At 72.0% G+C, this 24,034-nt stretch carries 22 protein-coding genes; 11 read left to right on the top strand and 11 right to left on the bottom strand.

Features of this window, described 5'->3' with window-relative positions; all coding sequences use genetic code 11:
- Positions 1-485: 485 nt before the first annotated feature.
- Positions 486-1,079, top strand: coding sequence for a hypothetical protein (locus SACE_RS31420; protein ID WP_009945091.1), 594 nt, complete (start codon positions 486-488; stop codon positions 1,077-1,079).
- Between the two features lie 1,280 nt (positions 1,080-2,359).
- Here SACE_RS31420 and SACE_RS31415 read toward each other — a convergent pair.
- On the bottom strand, positions 2,360-3,835 hold the full coding sequence (locus SACE_RS31415) for an FGGY-family carbohydrate kinase (protein WP_009945092.1): 1,476 nt from the start codon (positions 3,833-3,835) through the stop codon (positions 2,360-2,362).
- A 176-nt stretch (positions 3,836-4,011) separates the two neighbouring features.
- On the opposite strand from SACE_RS31415, the gene SACE_RS31410 reads away from it, so the two are divergent.
- Both SACE_RS31410 and SACE_RS31405 read left to right on the top strand, forming a co-directional pair.
- Entirely contained in the window at positions 4,012-4,755 is a 744-nt protein-coding gene (locus tag SACE_RS31410) for an HAD family hydrolase (RefSeq protein WP_009945094.1), read from the top strand.
- Complete coding sequence (locus tag SACE_RS31405; RefSeq protein ID WP_009945095.1) at positions 4,755-6,188, top strand: FGGY-family carbohydrate kinase; 1,434 nt, start codon at positions 4,755-4,757, stop codon at positions 6,186-6,188. The genes SACE_RS31410 and SACE_RS31405 overlap by 1 nt, the downstream gene beginning before the upstream one ends.
- A 151-nt stretch (positions 6,189-6,339) precedes the next feature.
- Here SACE_RS31405 and SACE_RS31400 read toward each other — a convergent pair whose 3' ends face one another.
- Together SACE_RS31400 and SACE_RS31395 are read right to left on the bottom strand one after the other, a co-directional pair.
- A complete protein-coding gene (locus SACE_RS31400; protein WP_009945096.1) occupies positions 6,340-7,125 on the bottom strand; it encodes a DeoR/GlpR family DNA-binding transcription regulator in 786 nt (261 codons plus the stop codon).
- A 123-nt stretch (positions 7,126-7,248) separates the two neighbouring features.
- Positions 7,249-7,701: a gamma-glutamylcyclotransferase family protein gene (locus SACE_RS31395; protein ID WP_009945097.1), complete on the bottom strand. Its 453-nt coding sequence runs from the start codon at positions 7,699-7,701 to the stop codon at positions 7,249-7,251.
- Between the two features lie 266 nt (positions 7,702-7,967).
- Between SACE_RS31395 and SACE_RS31390 the strand changes: the two genes are divergently transcribed.
- The gene (locus SACE_RS31390) at positions 7,968-9,371 is read left to right on the top strand and encodes an NAD(P)H-quinone dehydrogenase (RefSeq protein ID WP_011875069.1); all 1,404 of its coding nucleotides are present in this window, start codon (positions 7,968-7,970) and stop codon (positions 9,369-9,371) included.
- A 128-nt stretch (positions 9,372-9,499) separates the two neighbouring features.
- Here SACE_RS31390 and SACE_RS31385 read toward each other — a convergent pair whose 3' ends face one another.
- Positions 9,500-9,895, bottom strand: a complete 396-nt coding sequence (locus tag SACE_RS31385) for a thiol-disulfide oxidoreductase DCC family protein (RefSeq protein ID WP_009945099.1) — start codon at positions 9,893-9,895, stop codon at positions 9,500-9,502.
- A 297-nt stretch (positions 9,896-10,192) separates the two neighbouring features.
- On the opposite strand from SACE_RS31385, the gene SACE_RS31380 reads away from it, so the two are divergent.
- The 5 genes from SACE_RS31380 (at position 10,193) to SACE_RS31365 (ending at position 14,360) form a co-directional block, all read left to right on the top strand.
- Positions 10,193-11,218, top strand: coding sequence for a tetratricopeptide repeat protein (locus SACE_RS31380; protein ID WP_011875068.1), 1,026 nt, complete (start codon positions 10,193-10,195; stop codon positions 11,216-11,218).
- A 147-nt stretch (positions 11,219-11,365) separates the two neighbouring features.
- Positions 11,366-12,637, top strand: a complete 1,272-nt coding sequence (locus SACE_RS31375; RefSeq protein WP_009945101.1) for an alpha-hydroxy-acid oxidizing protein — start codon at positions 11,366-11,368, stop codon at positions 12,635-12,637.
- Positions 12,638-12,761: 124 nt separating this feature from the next.
- Positions 12,762-12,911, top strand: coding sequence for a hypothetical protein (locus SACE_RS38490; RefSeq protein WP_009945102.1), 150 nt, complete (start codon positions 12,762-12,764; stop codon positions 12,909-12,911).
- Between the two features lie 234 nt (positions 12,912-13,145).
- Positions 13,146-13,349: a hypothetical protein gene (locus SACE_RS31370; protein WP_009945103.1), complete on the top strand. Its 204-nt coding sequence runs from the start codon at positions 13,146-13,148 to the stop codon at positions 13,347-13,349.
- A 696-nt stretch (positions 13,350-14,045) separates the two neighbouring features.
- Positions 14,046-14,360: a hypothetical protein gene (locus SACE_RS31365; RefSeq protein ID WP_009945104.1), complete on the top strand. Its 315-nt coding sequence runs from the start codon at positions 14,046-14,048 to the stop codon at positions 14,358-14,360.
- Positions 14,361-14,831: 471 nt separating this feature from the next.
- Here SACE_RS31365 and glpK read toward each other — a convergent pair whose 3' ends face one another.
- Together glpK and SACE_RS31355 are read right to left on the bottom strand one after the other, a co-directional pair.
- On the bottom strand, positions 14,832-16,334 hold the full coding sequence (gene glpK / locus SACE_RS31360; protein WP_009945105.1) for a glycerol kinase GlpK: 1,503 nt from the start codon (positions 16,332-16,334) through the stop codon (positions 14,832-14,834).
- 29 nt (positions 16,335-16,363) lie between these two features.
- Positions 16,364-17,107 (bottom strand): MIP/aquaporin family protein, encoded by a 744-nt coding sequence (locus SACE_RS31355; protein WP_011875065.1) that lies wholly within the window; start codon positions 17,105-17,107, stop codon positions 16,364-16,366.
- A gap of 470 nt (positions 17,108-17,577) precedes the next feature.
- Here SACE_RS31355 and SACE_RS31350 point away from each other — a divergent pair, with 470 nt between their 5' ends.
- Together SACE_RS31350 and glpD are read left to right on the top strand one after the other, a co-directional pair.
- Entirely contained in the window at positions 17,578-18,417 is an 840-nt protein-coding gene (locus SACE_RS31350) for a DeoR/GlpR family DNA-binding transcription regulator (RefSeq protein WP_231849859.1), read from the top strand.
- A gap of 78 nt (positions 18,418-18,495) precedes the next feature.
- Positions 18,496-20,250, top strand: a complete 1,755-nt coding sequence (gene glpD / locus SACE_RS31345; RefSeq protein ID WP_009945109.1) for a glycerol-3-phosphate dehydrogenase — start codon at positions 18,496-18,498, stop codon at positions 20,248-20,250.
- 348 nt (positions 20,251-20,598) lie between these two features.
- Here the strand turns inward: glpD and SACE_RS31340 are convergent, their stop codons facing one another.
- From SACE_RS31340 to SACE_RS31320, 5 genes are all read right to left on the bottom strand, one after another.
- Positions 20,599-21,390, bottom strand: a complete 792-nt coding sequence (locus SACE_RS31340; RefSeq protein WP_009945110.1) for an ESX secretion-associated protein EspG — start codon at positions 21,388-21,390, stop codon at positions 20,599-20,601.
- The gene (locus SACE_RS31335) at positions 21,384-22,298 is read right to left on the bottom strand and encodes a PPE domain-containing protein (protein WP_009945111.1); all 915 of its coding nucleotides are present in this window, start codon (positions 22,296-22,298) and stop codon (positions 21,384-21,386) included. The genes SACE_RS31340 and SACE_RS31335 overlap by 7 nt, the downstream gene beginning before the upstream one ends.
- 4 nt (positions 22,299-22,302) lie before the next feature.
- The gene (locus tag SACE_RS31330; protein ID WP_009945112.1) at positions 22,303-22,683 is read right to left on the bottom strand and encodes a hypothetical protein; all 381 of its coding nucleotides are present in this window, start codon (positions 22,681-22,683) and stop codon (positions 22,303-22,305) included.
- 189 nt (positions 22,684-22,872) lie between these two features.
- Complete coding sequence (locus SACE_RS31325) at positions 22,873-23,550, bottom strand: DUF3558 domain-containing protein (RefSeq protein WP_009945113.1); 678 nt, start codon at positions 23,548-23,550, stop codon at positions 22,873-22,875.
- Between the two features lie 102 nt (positions 23,551-23,652).
- Positions 23,653-24,018: a DUF1707 SHOCT-like domain-containing protein gene (locus SACE_RS31320; RefSeq protein WP_009945115.1), complete on the bottom strand. Its 366-nt coding sequence runs from the start codon at positions 24,016-24,018 to the stop codon at positions 23,653-23,655.
- Positions 24,019-24,034 lie beyond the last annotated feature (16 nt).

The raw sequence follows: 24,034 nt of genomic DNA, 5'->3' as shown, positions 1-24,034 counted from the left end.
TTCACCCGAACGAGGTGAATCCACAGGCGGTGTTCGGGCCTCTTTTATGTATGCGCTCGAACACCGCTCACCCCGAAGCCTTCGCCGACCGTCCCACCGACCGCGCCGGTGGCCATGCTGCTGGCCGCGCCGTCGGCCATGCTGCCGACCCGTCAGCACGTCCGTCGGCCCACCGCCCGGTGGAGCCACTGCCCACTGATCTGTCTGTCCGGATTGGACAGGGGATTGGCAGCGCGGCATCCGCGAGTCTTCTGGATTGCCATGACAGCCCTAAAGACTCAGGGCAGCAGTCCGGAACCGGTTCACCGTCCAATCCCGACGGTGCGGATTCCGAGTCAGACTGCCCCGGGCTCGGCGCGGAGGCCCACTCGGCTCCCGACTCCGGGCCATCTCCCGACCCCGGTTCCAGGCCGAAGCCCAGTCCTGAAAGCGCTTCCGGAACATCCTCCGCAGCGAGGTGCGCTCCCGCCCAGCTCCACCGCGCGATGTTGCGTGCGGACGCCGAGCAGTTGCTCGGTGGCGACGAACTCGCGGCCGCACTCGAAGACCGGCGGCTCGTCGAGCCGTGGCCCGGTGTCGTGCTTCCAGCCGCGCTCGAAGGCGATCCGTGCACCCGAGCACGCGCTGCTCTCCTCCGTGCGGGGCCGGCCGGGGTGCTGTCGGGTCCGACGGCCGCTGCCATGCACGGCTGCGAGGCGGCGGCCGGACCGGTCGTCCACGTCACGATCCCGTACTACCGGGAGAAGCGCTCCGTCCCGGGACTGACGTTCCACCAGGCATGGATCCGCGAAAAAGACGTGGTCGAACTGGACGGCCTGCGCGTCCACGCGCTCGACGTCGCGATCGCGGACCTGCTCTGCACAGGTCCGCAACGCATGGCCCTGGCCTGCCTGGAGCAGTCACTCGCCGACCTCGGCGAGCGCGGACCGCATTTCCGCGCCCTGGTCGAGCAACGCCTGGCCCGACGCCGCGACCGCCGAGGCACCCGACAAGCCGCCGCACTACTCGAACTGGCGTGGACCGAGTCACCCGGCCGCCGCCTCCCTCCGCAGCAAGGAGGGCTCGCCATGGCGTCCTGAACCCGTCGCGACGAGCCCTACCGGTGCACTCCGCCTACCGGTGCACTCCGTCTACCGGTGCGCTCCACCTGTCAGCGCGCACAGGTGGACACCCACCGGGTAATCCACGCGCCGGTGCCGCCTGCTGGCGGTCGGCGCTGGCGTGGCAGGGCTGGCGTGGCAGGGCTGGCGTGGCAGGGCTGGCGGGTCGCGGTCGTCGTGGTCGGTGCGCTGGCGCTGTTCTGGGCCGCGTGGTGGCTGCGTTCCTACCGCGAACCGCGCGAGCCCCCGAAGGTCACCGCCGAAGAGCTGGCCTCCGGTCGCCGAGGGTCGGCGCTTGCGGGGTGCCACCGATGGAGTTTGCGCTGCGGGGTTGCCGCCTACCGGGCTCGTCGTCGTACCTCTGGAGTCGTCACATGCCCGCGCTGTTGGCTGCCGGGCTGGCCGCCACGCTGGCTCGCCATGTCCGGGCTGTCACCCCCGGACGTGCTGGCTACCAGGGTTGCTGCTGTGGGAGTCGAAACTCGCCGGGCTCGCCTCTCCCAGACTCGTCGGCCGGACTGCACGACATCGGAGCCGCTACCTGCGGAGCCGCCGCCGTGCCGGAAGTCGCGACGGGGCTGGAGTCGTGTTTGTGCCGGGGCCGTCAGCACCGGAAGTCGCCACCGGGCCGGAGTCGTCGCCGTGCCGGAAGCTGGCGTGGGTGGCTACTTCGGCCAGGTTGTCCAGGTATGACAGCCTCGCTTCGGCCCGCTCGGCTCGTCCTGCTTTCGGCTCGCCCCGTCGTGCTCCGCGCTGTCCCGGGCTCGCGCCGCCCGCTCCTGCTCGACCGCCGCTCCCTCCGCCCCGGCGCTACCACCTCGCACCGCTCGATGGCTCTGCTCCGCGCTCCCCGTCGCTGCCGCCCAGCGCCGCTCGCCCCGCCCCGCTCGCTCCGCGTCGCTCCCGCTCCGCGCCGCTCCCGCTCCCGCTCCCGCTCCGCGCCGCTCCCGCTCCCGCTCCCGCTCCGCTCCCGCTCCCGCTCCCGCTCCCGCTCCCGCTCCGTTCCCGCTCCGTTCCCGCTCCGTTCCCGCTCCGTTCCCGCTCCGTTCCCGCTCCGTTCCCGCTCCGTTCCCGCTCCGCTCCCGCTCCGCTCCCGCTCCGCTCCCGCGCCGCTCCCGCGCCGCTCCCGCGCCGCTCCCGCTCCCGCCCCGCCCCGCTCGCTCCGCTGCGGGAGCGCCGCTCCCGCGCCGCGCCGCCCCGCTCCGCGGGCGGAGCGGGCCCGCCGCTGCCACCAGGCGCTGCCGCGTCTGGGCCCCGCGTCAGTCCGCTGGGCGGAACCAGTGCGCTGTCTGGGCGGCGTTGCGGGCGGCGAGGAACCGGGCGTAGGCGTCGTCGTAGCGGGGGCGGTTCGCCGGGAGCGGGTCCATCGGGGCGGCGGTGCCGACCAGGTCGGCGGCGACGTCGGGGATGGTTCGTCCTTCCAGCACCGCGTGGGCGGTGACCGTCGCACCGCGCGCTCCGGCCTGCGCGTCGGAGGTCCGCACCACGGGCAGTCCGGTCGCGTCCGCGATGACCTGGCGCCAGAGCGGGTTCGCCGAACCGCCACCGGTGAGCCGCAGCTCCGTGGGGGTGGCCGTGCTGGCTTCCAGGCATTCCCTGATGACCAGGGCCAGGCCCTCGAGGCACGCTCGGGCGATCTCCGCCGGGCCGTGCTCCAGGCTCAGCCCGTGCAGGCTGCCCCGCGCACGCGGGTCGTAGAACGGTGCCCGTTCTCCGCCCGGCGAGAGGTAGGGCAGCATCAGCAGGCCCCTGCTGCCGGGCTCCGCGTTCTCGGCGAGCGCGGTGAGGTTCTCGGGGTTCGGCAGCCCCAGCATGCGGCAGGTCCACTCGACGACCTCGGTGCCGGCCAGGGTCGCGTAGGCGAGCATCCAGCGCTGCGGCATCGGCGTGCGCAGCGACATGCCCACCGGGCTGCGCTCGAGGCGCGGGCTGTCGCTGAGCACCTCGGTGCACACCGTGGTGCCCAGGATCGTGCACGCCTGCCCGGGCTTGGTGGTTCCTGCGCCGATGGCGGTCGAGATGACGTCGTAGGCGGCCAGCACCACCGGCGTTCCGGCGGGGACGCCCAGGCGGCGTCCGGAGGCTTCGGTGAGCGGTGCGACGCGCTGCTCGCCGTCCACGACCTCCGGCAGCAGCTCCCGCGCCCAGTCGAGTCCGAGCTTGCTCAGCACCGCGTCGGAGTACTCGCCGCTACGGGCGTCCAGGAACGGGTTCGACGCCTCGGAGACGTCCTGCGCGAGCCGGTCGGTCAGGCACCGGTAGAGCCATCCGCCGCACGTCAGGACCTTCGACGCCGAGGCGAGCCGTTCGGGTGCGTGTTCGGCGAGCCAGGTGAGCTGCGCGTGCGGCAGTCCCGCGAAGCCGACCGAGCCGTTGATCTCGAACAGCTCGTCAAGGATCCCGCTGCGCGCCCAGCGGGCAGCCGTGCCCGCGGCTCGGGCGTCGTTCCACAGCATCGCGGGCCCGACCGGCCGGCCGTCGGCGTCGACCAGCCAGCACCCGTCGCCCTGCGCGGTCACGGCCACCGCGCGCACGTCCTGCCCGACAGAGGAGACGAGTTCGGCGACCGTGGTCGCGACGGCTTCCCACACCTCGTCCATGTCCTGTTCGGCCCACCCCGGTTCGGGGTGCACGACCCTGGTCGGCCGCCGGACGACGGCCAGCTCCGCGCCGTCGTCGGCGTAGGCGACGGCCTTCACGACGGACGTGCCGGCGTCGATGCCGATCGTGATCACGACCGCTCCTCCCTGGTGGCCGCTCGGGCATCGGACTTGCCCCGACGCCTCGAAGCACAAACATCACAGCAGGAGGTGTTATAAATGGCAAGAGTTATGTTAAATCTAGCGGTAGGGTTGAGATGAAGGCCGTTGCGCTCGACAGGCGCGAGTCGGCCCAGCGAGGAGGACGCACTGTGCCGGACCAAGCTTCACCGCAGGTCAACGCGGGCATCGCCGGTCAGGACGCCGGGCGAGGCGCGCCGATCGAGCTCGTGCTGCTCGACGTCGGCGGACCGATCTACGACGACGCGACCTACCGCGACGCGCTGTGGCGCGCCACCCGCGAACTGGTGGCCGAGCGCGGCGGCGAGGTCACCGAGGACGAGTTCCAGCGGGTCTACGACGAGCGCAGGCAGGCGCAGAGCGGCTCGCTTCGCACGGCCGTCGCCGAACGGTTCCTGGAGCCCGGCGACCGGCAGCGGCTGTCCGACCTCGCCGACGCCTACTGGGTCTACCCGCCGTCCGCGCTGCACCCCGACGTGCTCCCGGTGCTGCGCGAGCTTTCCGGCAGGTACGCGCTCGCGGTCGTGGCCAACCAGCGGGCGGTGGTCGTCGACGCGCTGCGCAGGGACGGGGTCGCCGGCTTCATCGACCACTGGGCGATCTCCGAGGTCGTCGGTGCCGCCAAGCCCGATCCCGCGATCTTCCGGCACGCCCTCGACGCGGCGGGCGTCGACGCGAGCCGCGCGGTGCACGTGGGCAACCGGCTCGACACCGACGTCCGCGGCGCCCGGCGGCTCGGCCTGCGAACCGTGTGGGTGGTGCGCGGCGAGGCGCCGCCGGAGCCGACGCCCGAGCAGCTCGCCGAACCCGACGTCTCGATGTTCACGATGGCCGACCTGCCCGCCGCGCTCGAGCGGTTGCAGGAGGCGCGGTGATGGGCGAGCTCGTCGCGGGCGTGGACGTCGCGACGGCGAACGTCCGCGTGCAGGTGCACGACCCGTCGGGCGAGCTGGTCGCGTCGGCGTCACGCCCGCTGCCGCAGCCGGTGCGCTCGCCGGGCGGCCGTTCCGAACAGGACGCTTCGACGTGGTGGCCCGCGGTCCGCGACAGCCTCCGCGAGTGCACCGCCGCGCTCGGGGAGCGGTCGTCCGGGATCGCCGCGCTCGCGGTCTCGGCCACCTCGGGCACCGTCGTGCTCGTCGACCGGCACGGCGACCCGGTCACCCCGGCGCTGATGTACGACGACCGGCGGGCAGGTGCGGAGGCGCTGACGGCGGCCGAGGCCGGCGCCCGGCGGTGGGACCGGATCGGCATCCGGCCGTCAGCGGGATCCGGGCTCGCGCGCATCGCGCGGCTGGCGTCGGACGCCCCGGACGATGCGGTGCTCGCCTGCCACACGCCCGACGTGATCGGGTGGAAGCTCGTCGGGCGCCCGGTCGCCACGGACTCCAGCCACGCGCTCAAGAGCGGCTACGACGCCGTGGCCGGTGAATGGGCATCGGAGGTCTTCGACGCGCTCGGAGTTCCCGCGGCGCTGCTGCCCGAGGTCGTGCGGCCGACGACCGTGCTCGGCGCGGTCGGCGCGCGGGCCGCCGAGCTGACCGGCCTGCCGGTCGGCTGCGAGGTCCGGGCGGGCATGACCGACGGCTGCGCCGGTCAGCTCGCCTGCGGTGCGGTGGACGTCGGGCAGTTCGTGACCGTGCTGGGCACGACCCTCGTGCTCAAGGGCGTGTCCAAGGAACTCGTGCGCGACCCGGCCGGAGCGGTCTACAGCCACCTGCACCCGGACGGCGTGTGGCTGCCGGGCGGAGCCGCCAACGTTGGCGGATCGGCGCTGTCCGATGTGGACGTCGCGGAGCTGCGGTCGCTCGACGAGGCCGCCACCGAGCGCGGGCCCTCGGGTGCGGTGAACTACCCGCTGCGGGGCGAGGGCGAGCGGTTCCCGTTCCTGGCCGAGGGTGCGCGCGGTTTCGTGCTCGGCGAGCCCGCGGACCGGGTCGACGAGTACCGCTCCAGGCTCGAGGGGGTCGCCTTCTGCGAACGGCTGGCGGTGGAGCGCCTCGCCGAGCTGGGCGCACCGGCAGAGGGACCGATGCGCACCGCGGGCGGCGGAGCGCGCAGCCTCGCGTGGTGCCGGATCCGGGCGTCGGTGCTGGACCGGCCGGTGATGCGCATGCAGGAGGCCGGAACGGCCCTGGGTGCGGCCCTGCTCGCGGCCGCCGGATCTGTCCACCCGGACCTCAGCCGCGCCGCGGCGGCGATGGTCCCGACGGGCGAGGTCGTGGAGCCGGAAGCAGCCGAGGTCCCCGCGCTGGAAACGTCCTACCAGCGCTTCCTGGCCGAACTGCGCGAGCGCGGCTGGCTCTGACTGACCTGGGCGGTCCCGTCCGCGGGCGGGTGCACGGACCGCTGGACGCCCAGGCGGTCCGGTGCGCCGAGAAGGCTGGACGCCGCCTGCCCGGGAACCCGTGATCACGGATCAGGGAGCGTCGAGGGGCCCGGCCCGTCTGCCGTACCGGTCAGCCTTCGGCGACCTCCACCGGGACGTCCGCCAGGCGCAGGTCCTCGATGGTGGCCTCCGGGGTGTCGGCGTCCACGATGACGACGTCGAAGTCGGTCAGCGGCGCCAGTTCGTGGACGGCGCGGCGTTCGAATTTCGAGTGGTCGAGCAGCAGCACCCGCTTCGCGGTGGTCCGCATCAGCGCCCGCTTGACTTGGATCGTCTCCTGCGACCGGTGCAGGCAGTGCCCTTCGACGACCGCCGTCGTCGACATGAACAGCACGTCGGACCGCATGGTCAGCGCCATGTCCGCCGCGTGCAGCCCGAGGAAGGCGTCGTAGTCGGGGCGGTAGTCCCCGCCGAGGCCGATCACTTGCAGCCCGGGCTCACCGCCGAGCAGGCTGATCACCGGCAGGAAGTTGGTCACCACCGTCAGCGGCCCCAGCGAGGTGAGGCGGTTCGCCACGGCCAGCGCGCTCGTGCTGTCGTCCAACGCGACGACCTGGCCTGGGGAGACGTGTTGCAGGGCGTGGGCGGCGATGCTCGCCTTGGCCTCGGCGGCGTCGGTCATGCGCGCGCGCAGCGAGGTTTCCAGCACGGCCGTCGGGGTCGACGTCGCGCCACCGCGCACCTTGCGCAGCCAGCCCTGCTGTTCGAGTACGTCCAGGTCGCGGTGGATGGTCATCCCGCTGACGCCGTGCTCGGCGGCGAGCTGTTCGATCTTCACGTAGCCGCTGTCCAGCACCTCGCGGCGGATCTGCTCCCGGCGCTGGAGCTGGTTCACCGGCATGCCTGCGTCGGCCACGCGCACCCCTCACCCGGCGATCTCTGGCACGAGTGATTATCACACGGCGGGTGTGATGTCCGGCGCGGACATCACGTCGCGCGAGCCCGGCTCAGGAGCCGACCGGGTCAGGGACCGGCCGGATCAGGGACCGATGTTGCCGCACGGACGCGTGCGCAGCTTCTCCACGTAGTCCGACGGAGCCCCGGCCGCTTCGGCCGCGTCGGCCATCACGCCGAGGTAGCGCGCCGAGGGCAGGCCGCCTTCGTAGGCGTCGAGCACGTACAGCCACGCCAGGACCGGGCCGTCCAGGGTGTGGACCCGCAGCCGCAGCTTCTTGTGCATCCCCAGCTCGGCGCCTTCCCAGCGGTCGAGCTGCCGTTCGTCCTCGGGGCTGACGTCGTACAGGACGGTGAACACCTGGGAGCCGGGGGCCTCGACGATCGTGGCCAGCGCGCCTTCCCAGCCGTAGTCCTCACCGCCGAAGGTCAGCCGCCAGTCCATCAGCCAGCCCGTTCCCGCCATCGGGGAATGCGGGGCTCGCTCCATCATCTGGGCCGGATCCATGTTGGACCCGTACGCGGCGTACAGCGGCACGCCCCACAGGGTAGCGATCGACGGGCCACCTGTCGGAGTGGACCACATCACGAAGGGGTGTACGGCAGTGCGACGAGCGGTCCCGGAAGCCGCGCGGCGTTCGCCCGTACGGCCCGCGCGCGGCCCGTACCTGGGGACTTCCGGCGGCCAGGGCGACGTGGTGAGGCTCACCCGAAGCGGTGGCACCACCCGGAATGACCGATCTCGGCGCAGCGTACGGTGAGGTCGGCGCCCACAAGGCAGGCGGACCGGGGAGGAATCGCACAGTGACCCGCATCGTGATCATGGGAGGCGGCCCGGCGGGCTACGAGGCGGCTCTGGTCGCCGCGCAGAACGCGGCGGAGGTGACGCTGATCGAGCCGGAAGGTCTCGGGGGAGCCTGCGTGCTTTACGACTGCGTGCCGTCGAAGACCTTCATCGCCTCCTCAGGTGCGCGCTCCTCCGCCCGCGACGCCCGCGAGCTGGGCATCCGCAGCCGCAGCGAGGACACCGACGTCGACGTCGCGGTGGTCCACGGCCGGGTCAAGGGCCTCGCGCTCGCGCAGTCCGCGGACGTCCGGTCCCGGGTCCGCCGGGAGGGCGTGCGGGTCCTCACCGGGCGTGCGCGCTTCACCAGCCCGACCAAGGGCATGGCGCAGCACCACGTGGGCGTCGACCTCGCCGACGGCGGCTTCGAGGAGCTGCTCGCCGACGTCGTGCTGATCGCCACCGGCGCCACGCCGCGCATCCTCAAGGGCGCCGAACCCGACGGCAAGCGCATCCTCACCTGGCGCCAGCTCTACGACCTGCCCGAACTGCCCGAGCACCTGGCCGTCATCGGCTCCGGTGTCACCGGTGTGGAGTTCGCCTCGGCCTACACCGAGATGGGCGTGAAGGTCACCATGATCTCCAGCCGCGACCGGGTGCTGCCGCACGAGGACGCCGACGCCGCCGCCGTGCTCGAGGAGGTCTTCGCCGAGCGCGGCACCGAGGTCGTCAAGCACGCCCGGGCCGAGAAGGTGGAGCGCACCGACACCGGCGTGCTGATCCACCTCGCCGACGGCCGCCAGGTCGAGGCCGGCCACGCGCTGATGACGGTCGGTTCGGTGCCCAACACCGCCGACATCGGACTGGAGCGCATCGGCATCGAGCCGGACCGCGGCGGCTACATCCCGGTGGACCGGGTGTCGCGCACCAGCGTCCCCGGCGTCTACGCGGCCGGTGACTGCACCGGCGTCCTGCTGCTGGCCTCGGTCGCGGCGATGCAGGGGCGGATCGCGATGTGGCACGCGCTGGGCGAGGGCGTCACCCCGATCAAGCTCAAGACCGTCGCGGCGAACGTGTTCACCCACCCCGAGATCGCCACCGTCGGCATCAGCCAGCAGGCGATCGACAGCGGCGAGGTGCCCGCGCGGACCGTGATGATGCCGCTGGCGACCAACCCGCGGGCCAAGATGGAGGGCCTGCGCCGCGGTTTCCTCAAGGTGTTCTGCCGCCCGCAGACCGGTGTGGTCGTCGGCGGCGTGGTGGTCGCGCCCAACGCCAGCGAGCTGATCCTGCCGATCGCGATGGCGGTGCAGAACCAGATCACCGTGGACAACCTGGCCGCCACGTTCTCGGTGTACCCGTCGCTGTCGGGGTCGCTGACCGAGGCGTGCCGCCAGCTCATGCGCCACGACGACCTCGACTGACGGTGACTGGTCGAGTTCCGGCACGGCGACGGGAGAAGCCGTTGTGATGCGGTGATCACCGCGCCGATGCTGCTGGGGAACCTGTACCTCAGGCCGTTCGGCTGGGGCTCGTTCCCGCGACCGCTACGTCAGGGCGCGGTCGCGCCCGGTCGCTGGTGCGCCGGCAGCCGGCAGGCGGGCGTCGCACCCGGCAGCCGGTACCGGTTCGCCGCGACCCACCGGTACGCCAAGTGCGCCAGCGAACGCAACACCGGCAGCGACATCAGATGGCCGAGCACCGGCCACGGGCGCCGGCAGTGCTTCAGCAGCTCGGCGACGGCGGCCGCTCCGCCGAACCGACGCCCCGAGGTGTCGACCCAGACGATCTCGTGCCGGGCGCGGTCCTCGGTGATCCGCAGCGCCGCGAGGTCGGCCTCCTGCCACGGGACGAGCCGCACCCGCACGGGCAACCGCTCCACCAGTCGCGCGCTGCGCGTGCAGAAACCGCAGTCACCGTCGTAGACCAGCACCGGAACCGGTGGCATGGGAACCTCCTCCCCGCAGAGCCGCACCAGGCTTCGTGGCATCCACGATAGGCCGGAGCTTCGGCCAGTCCTGACGTAGGCCGAAAGTACGAGCCGTGGCCTGCCTTCCTGACCGTTCGATCGATCTTGCGCTGCCAATTCGGCCGATCCGAACATTCGCCCTACCCGCATAGCGTGAGGTCATCGGGGGTTCGGTGCCGCCGGTGCTCCGGGCTCAGGGGACAGCGGAGCACCGGCGGTCCGGCAAGGGTCGAGGCGGGGTCCTCGACCGAGGTGCTGATCGCGAAGGTGGCTCGGATGTACGGCAAGGCGTTCGCACCGGAGTACCAGGGGGCGCTCTGGGAACTGTCGGTCAACACGGCGTACGAGGACGTCCTCGCCGCCGCGCGGGAGCGGGAAAGCCGCGCCGAGGCCGATGGCACGCCGCTGGAGCTGGCTCAGGCGAGGCTCGGCGTCGCCGAGGCGTGCCGCCGGCTCGGCAGGCTCGACGAGGCCGACGCCGCGTGGCGGGCGAGCTACCACGCCGCCAAGAGCGTGTCGGCGCAGGGCGCGATGGCGTGGGCGCTGTGGAGCGGCGGCACGCTGGCGCGCCAGTGCGGCAAGCTCAACGTCGCGGTGCGCTGGCTGAAGGCGGGCCGCGACCTCGCCGAGCAGGCCGGCGACATCGTCGCCTACGGCTACACCTTCGCCGGGATCGCCGAGACGCTGCGGATCAGGGGCGACCACGAGGAAGCGCGGGTGCTGCACGAACACGTGCTGGCCGAGGCGCGCAAGCGCGGCGAGTCCCGCCACATCGTGTGGGCGCTGGAAGGGCTGGCGCAGATCGACCGCTTCGCCGGTGATCTCGACTCCGCCTGGAACCGCTTCGAGGAGGCCGCCCGCACCGCCGAGGAGTCCGGCGACGAGCGGGGGCACGCGTGGGCGCTGCGCGGCCTGGCCGACGTGTCGTCGCTGCGCGGTGACCACGACCAGGCGTTGCTGCTGCTCTCGCAGGCCGAGCAGACGTGCAGGCAGATGGACCTCTCCAGCGCGCTGGCCTACAACCGCAAGATGCGCGGCAACGTGCTGTTCCGCGCGAGCTGGTACGGGGAGGCCTCGCGCACCTACCGGGACGCGCGCGAGAAGTTCCGCGCCATCGGCGAACCCCGCGGTGAGGCGCTGGCGCAGCTCGGACTGCTCAAGAGCCTCGACAAGCTGGGGCGTCCGCGCCCGGAGACCGAGCGCGACCTGGCGGCGTTGCGGGATTCGCTGCAGAGCCACGAACTGGGGCACACCCGGCAGATGGTCGAGAACACCATCGAAGAGCTGACGTCGCGCCCCTGAGCCGGAAGTGCTCCCCGGGTCAGGGCCCACGCGCGGGTGCTGGCCCGGGGTCTTCGGCGCGCGGCTGCTTCCGCTGCTTCCACTGCCGCCAACCGGCCGGTAACTTACGGCCCCACGACGTTGACCGGCGATCGTTCGGAGGACCCCGTGACCGCTGGCGAATCCTTCGGACGCGCCGTCCAGGCGCAGATCTACCGCGCGGGCCTCTTCGGCCGCACGCCCCGCGTGCCCGTGTCGCCCGACGCCCTGGAAGCCGCCGCACGCCGCCGGATGAGCCGGACCGCGTGGGCCTACGTCGCGGGGTCGGCGGGCAGGGAGCGGACCGCGCACGCGAACCGGTCCGCGCTCGACCGGTGGGAGATCGTGCCGCGCATGCTGCGCGACGTCGAGGACCGCGACACCGGCGTCGAGCTCTTCGGCGCGCGGCTGCCGTCGCCGTTCCTCTTCGCTCCGGTCGGGGTGCTGGAGATGGCCCACCAGGAGGCCGACCTCGCGGTCGCGGCGGCGGCCCGCGAGCTGGGCGTGCCGATGGTGATCTCCACGCAGGGCTCGGTGCCGATGGAGGAGACCGCGGTGGCGCTGGCCGAGACGGTCCGCTGGTACCAGCTCTACTGGCCCGGTGACGACGGGCTCGCGGCGAGCCTGGTCCGGCGCGCCGAGGCGACCGGGGCGGCGGCCATCGTGGTCACCCTCGACACCGACCTGCTCGGGTGGCGCACCCGGGACCTGGATCTGGCGTGGCTGCCGTTCGGCCGGGCCATGGGCATCGCGCAGTACCTCAGCGACCCGGTCTTCGCCGAGCTGGTCGCCGAGCGGGCGTCCCGTCCCCGGCAGGACGCACCGGTGAAACCCGGGCTCGCGGCGCTGAAGACCCTGGCCGGGATCGCCCGGCGGTATCCGGGCGGTTTCCTGCGCAACCTCACTTCGCCGTTGCCGCGCGCGGCGGTCGAAACCTTCCTGGACGTCTTCTCGCGGCCCGCGCTGACCTGGGAGCACCTCGCCTGGCTGCGCGAGCGGACGTCGTTGCCGATCGTCCTCAAGGGACTCCAGCACCCCGACGACGCGGCGCTGGCGCTGGACCACGGCGTGGACGGGATCATCGTGTCCAACCACGGCGGCCGACAGGTCGACGGAGCCATCGGTGCCATCGACGCGTTGCCGGGGATCGCCGAACGCGTCGGGGGTCGCATCCCGGTGCTGTTCGACAGCGGCATCCGCAGCGGCGCCGACGCGTTCAAGGCGCTGGCCCTCGGGGCTCGAGCGGTCCTCGTCGGCAGGCCCTACGTCTACGGGCTCGCGTTGGCGGGCGCGGACGGCGCGCGGGAGGTCGTGCGGAACCTGATGGCCGAGTTCGACCTGACCATGGCGCTGACCGGCCGCACGACCACATCGGACATCACCCGCGACGCGCTCCGCTGACCGGCCTCGTCGCTCGTCCTGCCGCGTCGGCGGTGGAAAAGGTTGGTGCCGCGGTAACGAACCGTTCACCTCCTGCGACGAGCTGAACGGGTTGATCAAGAACTGCAGAGGGGGAGAAGCTCACATGCCTCGCGTGGTGGTGTCCTGGGCGTTGGCGGTCGTCGCGCTGATGGGCTGCGTGGTCGTCGTGATGGTGGGCGGTACCCCGTTGGCGCGACCCGCCGAGATCGGCAGCGGCTCCTCGGTCACGGTGGGCACGCTGCCGCACCCGTGACAGGGGGACCTGACCGCGACGTGCCCCGCACCTGGCCTTCCGGGTGCGGGGCACGTCAGTTTCCGGCTCGGGGCGGTGGTGCGTCCGTCACCGGGTGAGTGGCGTGGCCGGGTGATCTTCAGCGGTCGAAGGGACGAAAACCGGGCTCTCGGACAGCGGGCGAGCGGCGTTCGATCTGCACTTCGGTGCGGGAGTTTTCGGCGCTGTCCGCCGGAAAGGGAAGGAGTCCTCGCAATGATCCGATTCAGGTGGACGATGGCCGCGGTGGTCCTCGGCGCGGCGACCGCGATGGCATCGGCACTGCTCGCCGGACCCGCACGCGCTGACGAGGCGGCGTGCGGCCGCTACCTGGCTGACATGAGGTTCTCGCTTGTGGCGGCCGATGCCGCCGAAGCGTGCGGGCGGGCTGTCCTCCCACCGGGCTTCGCCCGGATGTGATCACCTCTGCCGCCGGTGTCGACGTCGAATGGGCGGCGCTCCTGCTGTCGCCTGTCAGCCACCCGGAGGTGTGACCGTCGATCAGCGCACCGAGCGGGCGAGGACCCGAAACCTCGGGTACTTCTCAGGAATCGGTGATCGACACTTGGAAAGGGTTGTCCCATGCGCGTGCGTTCTCTGATCCTCGCGATGTTGGCCACTGCCGGACTCACCGTCATGGGCGCGGCACCCGCGTCCGCGGCTTTGGGTCCGCTCGGCGATCTTATCGGCGGCAAAGGCTCGCCCGTCACGGCTCTGCTCGGCGGTAAGTAACAGCGGCGCCACTGTCCGTGTCGCGGGTTGGCGTCTCGGGTTCCCGAACCCGGACGAGCGTTGACTCCCTGGACTCCGGGGCCACCGCGGGGTAGCCTTCCCGCTGCCCGGCCAGGGCACGCCAGGGCCGGGTCCAAGCAACCGCCCCCGCATCCTTCCGGTTCGCCGGTCGGATGCGGGGGCGTTTCTTTTCGGCTCGAACAGACCGGCCGGGCACCGGCCCGGGCGGGCGCCGCCGCTGTCCCACGGAGCCACCTCTGGAGCGAATGTCCTTCGTGTGACACACGTTGGTGGTACTTGATCGGCTGGATCGACGATCTCGGGCCAGAGTGATCGCGGAAACGCAACCTGATCAAAACCCCGAGAAGGACGGTGTTTCACGTGATGAGCATTTCCGAGATCGAGAACGAGCGGATCGAGCTGCTCCCGGCGCGTACCGTGCTGACGACGTTCGCCTTCGCCTTCGGCCCGCGTCATGCGGATTGGGGCGGTGAGACCAACAACTCCACCGCGGGCGGCGGCGGCAACGGTGGCGGCCAGGGTGGCGGCAACGGCGGCGGTGGGGGCGGCAACGCCGGTGCCGGCGGCACGTTCGGCCACGGCGGCCACGGCGGCCACGGCGGCGACTTCGGCCACGGCGGCTTCGGCTTCGGTGGCGACGGCAAGGGCGGCCCCGGCGGCGACGCCTTCGCCCGCTGAGGCAGCAGGCGGGTCAGCGGCCTTCCGCTGACCCGCCGCTTCGCCGAGCGAGAGCGCAGATCCCGCGCAGGGACTCGGAGAATCCGAGATCGTCCAAGCTGATCCCGGCGCCAGAGCCGGGGTACCAACTTCACTCGTCCCAGTCGAACTACTGGGTGTTCATAGGCCCTGTTGCCAGCGGCCGACAGATCTCTTTCCTGGCCGGTGTCTCGCCGGAAGGCAGATCGTCCGTAGACGGCGCTCCCACAGGTGGCTCCTCGACGGGCTCGACGTTTCAGCAGAGCCGCCGTCGACGAGCGGAACTCGGCGACCAATGCATCCGCGTCGAAAGCCATGTCGCCGTTGGTGGTGTATAGCGAGCGGGCGTTTCCGTCCTGGGTCCAGGCGCCGCCCGCTTCGGACGCGAAGGCACCAAAGCGAGGGGGCTCCAACGCCGGACGTGGCGTTGGAGCCCCCTCGGTCAGCGGGTGGTCACTCGACCCAGTCGAAGGTCTTGGTCACGGCCTTCTGCCACTGGCGGTACTCGGCTTCCCGCTTCTCCTCCGGCATGAGCGGGTCCCACTGCTTGTCCTTGGCCCAGTTGGAGCGGATGTCCTCCTCGCTGCCCCAGAAGCCGACGGCGAGGCCCGCCGCGTAGGCGGCGCCGAGCGCCGTCGTCTCGCTGACCACCGGACGGATCACCGGCACGCCGAGGATGTCGGCCTGGAACTGCATGAGCAGTTCGTTGCCGACCATGCCGCCGTCGACCTTCAGCGACTTCAGCGGCACCCCGGAGTCGGCGTTCATCGCCTCGATCACCTCGCGGGTCTGGAACGCCGTGGCCTCCAGCACCGCGCGGGCCAGGTGCCCGCGGTCGACGAACCGGGTCAGGCCGACGATCGCGCCGCGCGCGTCGGATCGCCAGTGCGGCGCGAACAGCCCGGAGAACGCCGGGACGAAGTAGGCGCCGCCGTTGTCGTCGACGGTCCGCGCGAGCTGCTCGATCTCCGGCGCGCTGGCGATGAGCCCGAGGTTGTCGCGCAGCCACTGCACCAGCGAGCCGGTGACCGCGATCGAGCCCTCCAGGCAGTAGACGGTGTCGTTGCCGCCGATCTTGTAGCCGACCGTGGTCAGCAGCCCGTTCTCGCTGAGCACCCGCTCGGTGCCGGTGTTGAGCAGCAGGAAGTTGCCGGTGCCGTAGGTGTTCTTGGCTTCACCGGGCGACAGGCACGCCTGCCCGAAGGTGGCGGCCTGCTGGTCGCCGAGGATGCCCGCGATCGGCAGCCCGCCGAACACCCCGCGCTCGCGGAAGTGCCCGTAGACCTCCGACGACGAGCGGATCTCCGGCAGCATCGACGTCGGGATGCCGAACTCGGCGCAGATGTCGGTGTCCCAGTCCAGGGTCTCCAGGTCCATCAGCAGGGTGCGCGAGGCGTTGGTCGGGTCGGTCACGTGCAGACCGCCGTCGGGACCGCCCGTGGAGTTCCACAGCACCCAGGTGTCCATGTTGCCGAACAGCAGCTCGCCCTTCTCGGCACGGGCGCGGACACCGTCCACGTTGTCCAGGATCCAGCGGATCTTGGTGCCGGAGAAGTAGGTCGCCAGCGGCAGACCGGTCTTGCGGTGGTAGCGGTTCTGCCCGCCGTCGGCGGCGAGCTCGTTGACGATGCTGTCGGTCCTGGTGTCCTGCCAGACGATGGCGTTGTAGACCGGCTTGCCGGTCTTGCGGTCCCACACCACGGTCGTCTCGCGCTGGTTGGTGATGCCGACCGCGGCGATCTCGGAGGTCACCAGGTCGGCCTTGGCCAGCGCGCCGGCGCAGACCTGCCTGGTGTTGCTCCAGATCTCCTCCGGGTCGTGCTCGACCCATCCCGCGCGCGGGAAGATCTGGCGGTGCTCCACCTGGTCCACGGCGACGACCCGGCCCGAGTGGTTGAAGATCATGCACCGGGTCGAGGTGGTGCCCTGGTCGATTGCTGCGACGTAGGAAGCCATATCCATCTACCTTCCGAGGAGTTTCGACGTCAGCTCGCGGGCAGGGCGAGCGCCAGCAGACCGGCCAGGACACCGCCTGCGATCGGTCCCGCGACCGGGACCCAGGAGTAACCCCAGTTGGCCGAGCCCTTGCCCCGGATCGGCAGCAACGCGTAGGCGATGCGAGGACCGAGGTCGCGCGCCGGGTTGATCGCGTACCCGGTGGGACCGCCCAGCGAGTTGCCGATGCCGATGACGATGAAGGTGACCGCCGCGTATCCCAGCGCGGCGTTGCCGAACTCCGGCACGCCGGCCTGGCCGACCTCCGCCGACGGGTTCTGGATGATCCAGAAGACCAGCACGAAGGTGCCGATGATCTCGGTGACCAGGTTCCACGGCGCGCTCGGCACGGTCGGTCCGGTGGAGAAGATCCCCAGCGTTTCGCCCGGGGCGTCATGGGTGTCGAACTGCAGCTTGTAGGCCGCCCAGCAGAGCAGCGCGCCGAGGATGCCGCCGAGAACCTGCGCGACGATGTAGAAGGGCACCTGGCTCCAGGAGACCTGCCCGTTGACCGCGAGTCCCAGTGTCACCGCGGGGTTGATGTGCGCACCGCTGGGAGCGGCGATGCTGGCACCGGCGAAGACCGCGAAGCCCCAGCCGAAGTTGACCAGCAGCCACCCTCCATTGTGGCCGAGCGACCTGCGAAGCACGTTGTTCGCGACCACACCGCACCCGAGCAGGGTGAGCATGGCGGTGCCCATGAACTCCCACAGAAAGATCTCACCAGGACTCATCGTGTCGATCCCCTTATCGTGCCGCCGTTGGCGCGGACGGGTTCAGCAAATGTCCGACGTGGAATGAGTCGGGACGGTACTGCCGCATGGCAACACGTGTCCACGCCTGCCGCCAGTCGTAGGCAAGCGGTTGGGCTGTCCCGGCTAATCCCTGCTTCCACTCCGCTCCGCCGCAGGTCGCGGCGAGTGCGGCCGGGGAGGTCGTGATCCGCTTCGAGTGCGGTTTCGGCGCGATCATGCCCGCGACGACCTCCTCCGTTGGAGCTGCCGGCCTCGGCTACCTGCCGAAGAGTGAGGTCACACTAGACTTGGTGAAACAAACATTGCAATAGCTCTCCGATGGTGTTTTTATCGTGTTACACGATGACGACGTGGTCTGTCGGGTGCCGGCCGGAGGTGGACCCGCCGTAGCAGGCCAGGCCGAGGGAGGATGGGAACCGCCAGTGGACGAACCCCGAGAGGGATGTGCGGTGAGGGGAACGACGATGTCCGGGACCTCCGGTCGACGCCCGTCCGGCAAGCAGCAGGACCGGCGCCGAAAGATCACCGAGCTGGTCATGGAGGAGGGCACGCTGCGGATCGACGACCTGGTCGCGACCGTGGGCGCCAGCGCCATGACCGTCTACCGCGACCTCGCCGACCTGGAGTCGCAGGGGCTCGTGCACCGCAACCGCGGCTACGTCTCGGCGGCGTCATCGCTGCTCTACGAGGCGGCGTCGGAATACCGCATGCAGCAGAACCAGGCGGAGAAGGAAGAACTGGCCCAGGCCGCCGCCGAGCTCGTCGAACCGGGCCAGGCGGTGGTGCTCGACGACTCGACGACCGGGGTGTTCCTGGCCAGGCTGCTCCCGGAGCGGGCGCCGCTGACCGTGGTGACCAACCACCGCGGCGTCTTCGGCGAACTCGCGGGTGTGCAGGGCATCCACCTCATCGGCGTGGGCGGGGACTACCTGCCGTGGGCGGACGCCTTCGTCGGGGGCATGGCCATCGACGCGATCCGCGGCATGCGGGTCGACCTGGCGATCATGTCGGTCTCGGCGGTTACCGACGGCATCGGCTGCTACCCGCAGCAGGAGATGGTGCAGCTCAAGAAGGCCATGCTGGCCTCGGCGAGCAAGCGGGTCCTCTACGTCGACCACACGAAGTTCCGCAGGCGGGCGCTGCACGCGGTCGCCCCGGCCGAGGACTTCGACATCGTGATCGTGGATTCCAAGACCGAGCGCTCCGACATCGAGGTGCTGCGCGAGCGGGGCGCGAAGGTCGAACAGGCGGGCGTCGCGGACGGCGCGGAGCCTGCCCGTCGGGCATGATGACCACCGAAGACGTACCGGCGCCAAGTCCGTGCCCGCGTCATCGGTGGGACGCGATTCGAGCAAGGAGGACGTCTGGTGTCCAAGCAGAGCACGGGATCGGCCCCGTCCGAAGCGACCAGGGCCGAGGGCAGGCTGGGGCCGGCCGACCGGGTTGAGAACTGGCGGCGGCTGGGTTCCGAGGAGTTCGACGTCGTGGTGATCGGCGGCGGTGTGACCGGCGCCGGTGCCGCGCTGGACGCCGCGACCCGCGGGCTGCGGGTCGCCCTGGTCGAGTCCAGGGACCTGGCCTCCGGCACGTCGAGCCGCTCCAGCAAGCTGTTCCACGGCGGCCTGCGCTACCTGGAGCAGCTCGAGTTCAACCTGGTCCGCGAGGCCCTGCGGGAACGCGAGCTGATGCTGACCACGCTGGCGCCGCACCTGGTGAAGCCGGTCAGCTTCCTCTACCCGCTGACCCACCGCGTCTGGGAACGTCCCTACACCGCGGCGGGACTGTTCCTCTACGACACGATGGGCGGCGCCCGTTCGGTGCCGGGGCAGAAGCACCTGACCCGCGCGGGCGCGCTGCGGATGGTCCCGGCGCTCAAGCGGGACGCGCTCATCGGCGGCATCCGCTACTACGACGCGCAGGCCGACGACGCCCGCCACACCATGACCGTCGCCAGGACCGCCGCCCGCTACGGCGCGGTCGTCACGACCTCGACCCAGGTCATCGGGTTCCTGCGGGAGGCCGACCGCATCGCGGGCGTGCGGGTGCGCGACGTCGAGACCGGCGCCGAGACCGAGGTGCGCGCCCAGGCGGTCATCAACGCCACCGGCGTGTGGACCGACGAGCTGCAGAAGCTCTCCGGCGGTCGCGGCCGGTTCCGGGTGCGGGCCAGCAAGGGCGTGCACATCGTCGTCCCGCGCGACCGGATCGTCGCCGAGACCGGGATGATCCTGCGCACCGAGAAGTCGGTGCTGTTCGTGATCCCGTGGGGCAGCCACTGGATCGTCGGCACCACCGACACCGACTGGAACCTCGACCTCGCCCACCCGGCGGCGACGAAGAAGGACATCGACTACATCCTCGAGCACGTCAACACCGTGCTGGCCACGCCGTTGACCCACGACGACATCGAGGGCGTCTACGCCGGGCTGCGCCCGCTGCTGGCGGGGGAGAGCGAGGAGAGCTCGAAGCTCTCCCGCGAGCACGCGGTCGCCCACGTCGCGCCCGGGCTGGTGGCCATCGCGGGCGGCAAGTACACGACGTACCGGGTGATGGCCGCCGACGCGGTGGACGCGGTCGCCAGCGACGTCTCCGGCCGCATCGCGCGGTCGATCACCGACAAGGTGCCGCTGCTGGGCGCCGACGGCTACCACGCGCTGGTCAACCAGGCCGACCAGCTCGCGGGCAAGCACGGCGTGCACCCGTACCGGATCCGGCACCTGCTCGACCGCTACGGCTCGCAGGTACACGAGGTGCTGGCCCTGGCCGAAGAGCGCCCGGAGCTGCTCAAGCCGGTGCCGTCGGCGCCGAACTACCTGCAGGCCGAGGTGGTCTTCGCGTGCAGCCACGAGGGCGCGCTGCACCTGGAGGACGTGCTGACCCGGCGCACCCGGATCTCCATCGAGTACCCGCACCGCGGCGTCGACTGCGCCGAGCCGGTGGCCCGGTTGATGTCGGACGTGCTGGGCTGGGACGACGAACGCATCGCCCGCGAGGTCGACGTCTACGTGCGGCGGGTCGAGGCCGAGCGCGACTCCCAGACCCAGCCCGACGACGAGGCGGCCGACGCGAAGCGGTCGGCGGCGCCGGAGGCGCGGGCGAAGCTGGTCGAGCCGGGCAGCTGAAGACGGCCGGTGCCGTGCGGGCCCGCCCGTCCAGGAGTGCGGACGGGCGGAGTCCTGCGACCACCAGCGGCGCAGCGGCTCCCGGGCGGCCGCGGCCGAGTCGACGCGGCCCAGGCGCGGGACTGCAACCGCGCCCGTACCCGGGAGCGCCGCCGGACGTCCGCGGAGGGGGACGACTGCGGCCGTGGACGACGGTGGTGCGCGTCAGTCCGGGCGTGCGGGGCCGTCCCGCCGCCCGGGCTGACGCGGTTCGTGGTTTCCGTTTCGGGACAAGGGGAATCCGCTCTGAGCGGTCGCTGACAGCAGGCCCGGCAGCCGATCTCCGGACGCCGGTTCGGCCCGCGCCGGTCAGTCCTCGGTGACCTCGGCGAGCAGTTCCTCGAGGTGGCCGATCATGCGGCGCGCGTCCACCGGCGCGACCGTGCTCCACGGGTCGCCCGACGGCGACTCCCGCCGGACCTGCACGTAGCGGCCGCGCGGGGTGTCGAAGAACCCGACGACGTGCGAGCCGCGCCTGCGGCGTCCCCAGCGGTCCCGCGCCGCGGCGCCGAACTGACCCCGCGCGCCGACCTCACCGACCATGCTGGTCAGCGCCTCGGCGTCGCCGGGACGCACGCCCCTGCGCCGCAGCCCCACCTGCAGCCTCTCGATGTCGGCGCCCGCCTCCTCGGCGGCCGCGTCGAGGTCGGCGCTGGGCACCGACACCGATCCGCCCGGACCCGGGCCGAGCTGCGGCAGCGCCGATGCGGCCTCTCTCGGCAGGCCCGACGCGGCGGCCGGTCGCAGGGCCAGCGCGTCGTCCTCCTTGGTCGCAAGCACCGCGTGCTCGTCGTCGGCGGCCGCGAGGACCCGGACGCTGCGCCCGAGCCACAGCCGGCCGTCGACCTCGCGCCGCGGCCGTGCGAGCGTCCGCAGCATCCGCTCCAGCTCACCGTCGATGCCGGTGGGTCCGCCGAGGCCGCGGCGCGACAGCGACCGCCACGCCGACTCCACCAGTTCCGCGCGTTCGGTGTGGGTGCGCCCGGGCGAGGGGACCTTGAGCACCAGCGGCATCGTGTCCAGCCCCAGGTGCTCGAAGAGGACGTCGAACTCCAGCGCCGACAGGGTCACCAGCCGGTCGGCTTGCGCGCCGATCACCATCGACCGGGCTCGCCACCGATCACCGGCCGGGACAGGGTCCGCGGTTCGTCGAAGAAGCCGCCCGGACTGCCGAACTCCTCGGTGACCTCGCGGTCGAACGCTTCGGGCTCGTCGCTGCGGGGCCTGGGCGCCGCGCCACCGGTCCGGGCCGGTGCGCCACCACCTGGACGAGCCGGTCCACCGCCACCCGGACGTGGCCCGGAGCCGCGCGCGGGCGCACCGCCTGGTGCGCGGGAAGCCGAGCGAGTCGCGGAGCCCCGGGTGGCCGCGCCGGTCGCCGACCGCGCCGCCGGGACCGCGGGGGTGCTCGCACCCCAGCTGATGGTGATCGACTGCTGTCCACCGGGGATTGGCGAGGTGGACTTCACCGGTGCGTCCACGACGACCTGGGGCGGCGGCGTGAACGACGCGAGCGAGGTGGTGTTGGCGGTCGTCGAGGCTTCGTAGGTGCGCATGACCGCGAACGCGCGCTGCTCGGCGGCGTCGCGCTGGGACTCCTGCACCTCGTAGTCGGTCTGGCCGCCGAAGAGGTGGGTGAGCATCGACTCGGCCGCGCCCGGCTCCTCGGCGGTCACCGGCACCGGCGGCGGCATGTCGGCCCGCGCCTTGCTGATGAACTCCGCCTGCTGCTCGGCGCGGTCGCGCATCGCGTCGGCCGCCTGCTGGGCCTGCATCGCCCAGTCGCCCAGCGGGCGCAGGCCGTCCCGGGCGCTGTCGGCGGCGGCTCCCTGCCAACCCGACATCGCGCCCGCCAGCGCCGTCGCCAGACCGCTGTCGATCTCGCCGAGTGCGCGGGTCAGCTCGCTCCAGCGCCGGATGGAGTCGCTGGAGCCCGACGGGCCCGGGCCCTGGTGGATCTGGTCGAAGAGCTCCTCGTGGCGGTAGCCCTGCCAGCGGTGGTCGCCCATCGGCTCAGCAGCCCCCGCCCATGCGGACGACGTTGTCGTCCTCTATCCGCTCGTACTGCCTGCCCGCCAGGCGCAGCGACTCGGCCGCCGCCTGGAGCTGGTCGCGGTACCCGCACAACGCGGTGAGGGCGTCGTCCCCGCCGCCGACCGAACGCTGGTTGAACTCGTCCGCCGCGGTGCTGCTGACCGGGTCGCCGGCCCAGGGCCGGATGCGCAGCTCGGTGATCGCGTGCTCGATCTGCACGCCGACCTCGTCGAGGGAGGACTGCAGGGCGCTGACGAGGTTCGGGATGGCGGAGGGCTCGACCTGCACCGATCCGCCGGCCTGCGCCGGCACTCCGGTGGAGTCCGATGAGCCGTAGCCCGGTGGTGAACTGAGCGGCACGGTTTCCCCTCTCACAGGTGAGACGTCCGCGGAACACTGTAATCACCATTTGTCACTCTGGGGAGTGCTCCAAACGCGGTGAGTGTCACCAACAGAGGGCCTAAAGGTGCCGGTCACGCACGGGACGGTGAACACGCGGACAACCGGGAGTCGCCGAAAGATCACGCCCGATCGTGTAGCGGGGTGCGACTAACCGGTGGGTTCGACCACCGGTTCGGACTCGGTCTCCGGCTGCAGGCTCGGCTTTTCGGAGCTCGACGTGGGCGGCGACACCAGCGAGGCGACGGTGTCCTCGGCGACGCGCTGGGCGCCCGCGCACAGCGACTCCAGCGGCGGCGCGGGACGGCCGCCGTCGTCGCGGTAGAGGACGTCGACGTGCTGGCCCTCGGCGACGTCGATCGCGACGTTGCACGACAGGTTCAGGTCCGGGGTCTTGATCACCAGAGCTGGGAAACCGCCGATGACGACCGGGGTCGCCTCCACCTGGGCGGTGTCGTCGGTCCAGACGCCCATGCCCTCGGTGGTGATCAGCGACAGCCGGGCGCCGACCTTCGCGGTGGTGTTGCGGTAGCTGCAGGTGGCGGCGTCGCCGAAGCCCGCCTCGGAGTCCGGCAGCGGCTCGCGGTCGAAGCCGAGCTGCGCGCGCTGGTCGGCGGTGAGCAGGTCGCACGGGTTCAGCCCGTCGAGGGCGATGTCGAACGGGCGCGGCGGCAGCGGCTGCGCCGAGCTCGTCGTGGGCGGCGGAGGTGGCGGTGGCTGCGTCGCGGTGGCGGTGTGCTCCGGCAGGAGTCCGCAACCGGTCAGCGCGAGAGCCGCGACGACCGACGCCCCGCCCAGCAGGCGTCGTCCGGTCCGCGAGCTGTGCATGGGGTTCACCGTAGCGAAACGCCCGGCGCACCCGGTGGAGCTCAGGCGAGAACGCGTCGTGCGCTGCGACTCAGCTCACGCGGGGGTGTCGCGCGGCGGGACTCACCGGCGGCCGCGGGCGAACCACAGCCCGAACGCCAGCACCAGCAGCACCACGAAAGCCGGTTGCTTGACCACGATCGCGAGGAACACCAGCATCGCGCCCACGCACGCCACGAGCACCACGTTGCCGGTGCGGGACGCGGGGGCCGGCCGCACCGGTACCGGTGCGTGGTCGGACGGCCGAGGCGAAGGCAGGTCGTCGAAGAGCGCGTCGAGTTCGGAGGCGTAGCGGGCGGAGGCGGCCCGGACGCAGCGCTGGTCGTACTCGTCGACCTCCAGCCTGCCCGCGGACATGTGCCTGCCGAGCAGTTCCATCGCCAGCTCGCGTTCCCGGTCGCCGACCCGCAGGTCGCGCTGCTTGCCCACGGTCCCATCGTAGGCC

It is taken from the genome of Saccharopolyspora erythraea NRRL 2338, from assembly GCF_000062885.1.
Lineage (GTDB): Bacteria > Actinomycetota > Actinomycetes > Mycobacteriales > Pseudonocardiaceae > Saccharopolyspora_D > Saccharopolyspora_D erythraea.
The sequence above is the reverse complement of the archived record's forward strand: the minus strand, read 5'-3'. Positions and strand labels throughout refer to the sequence as shown.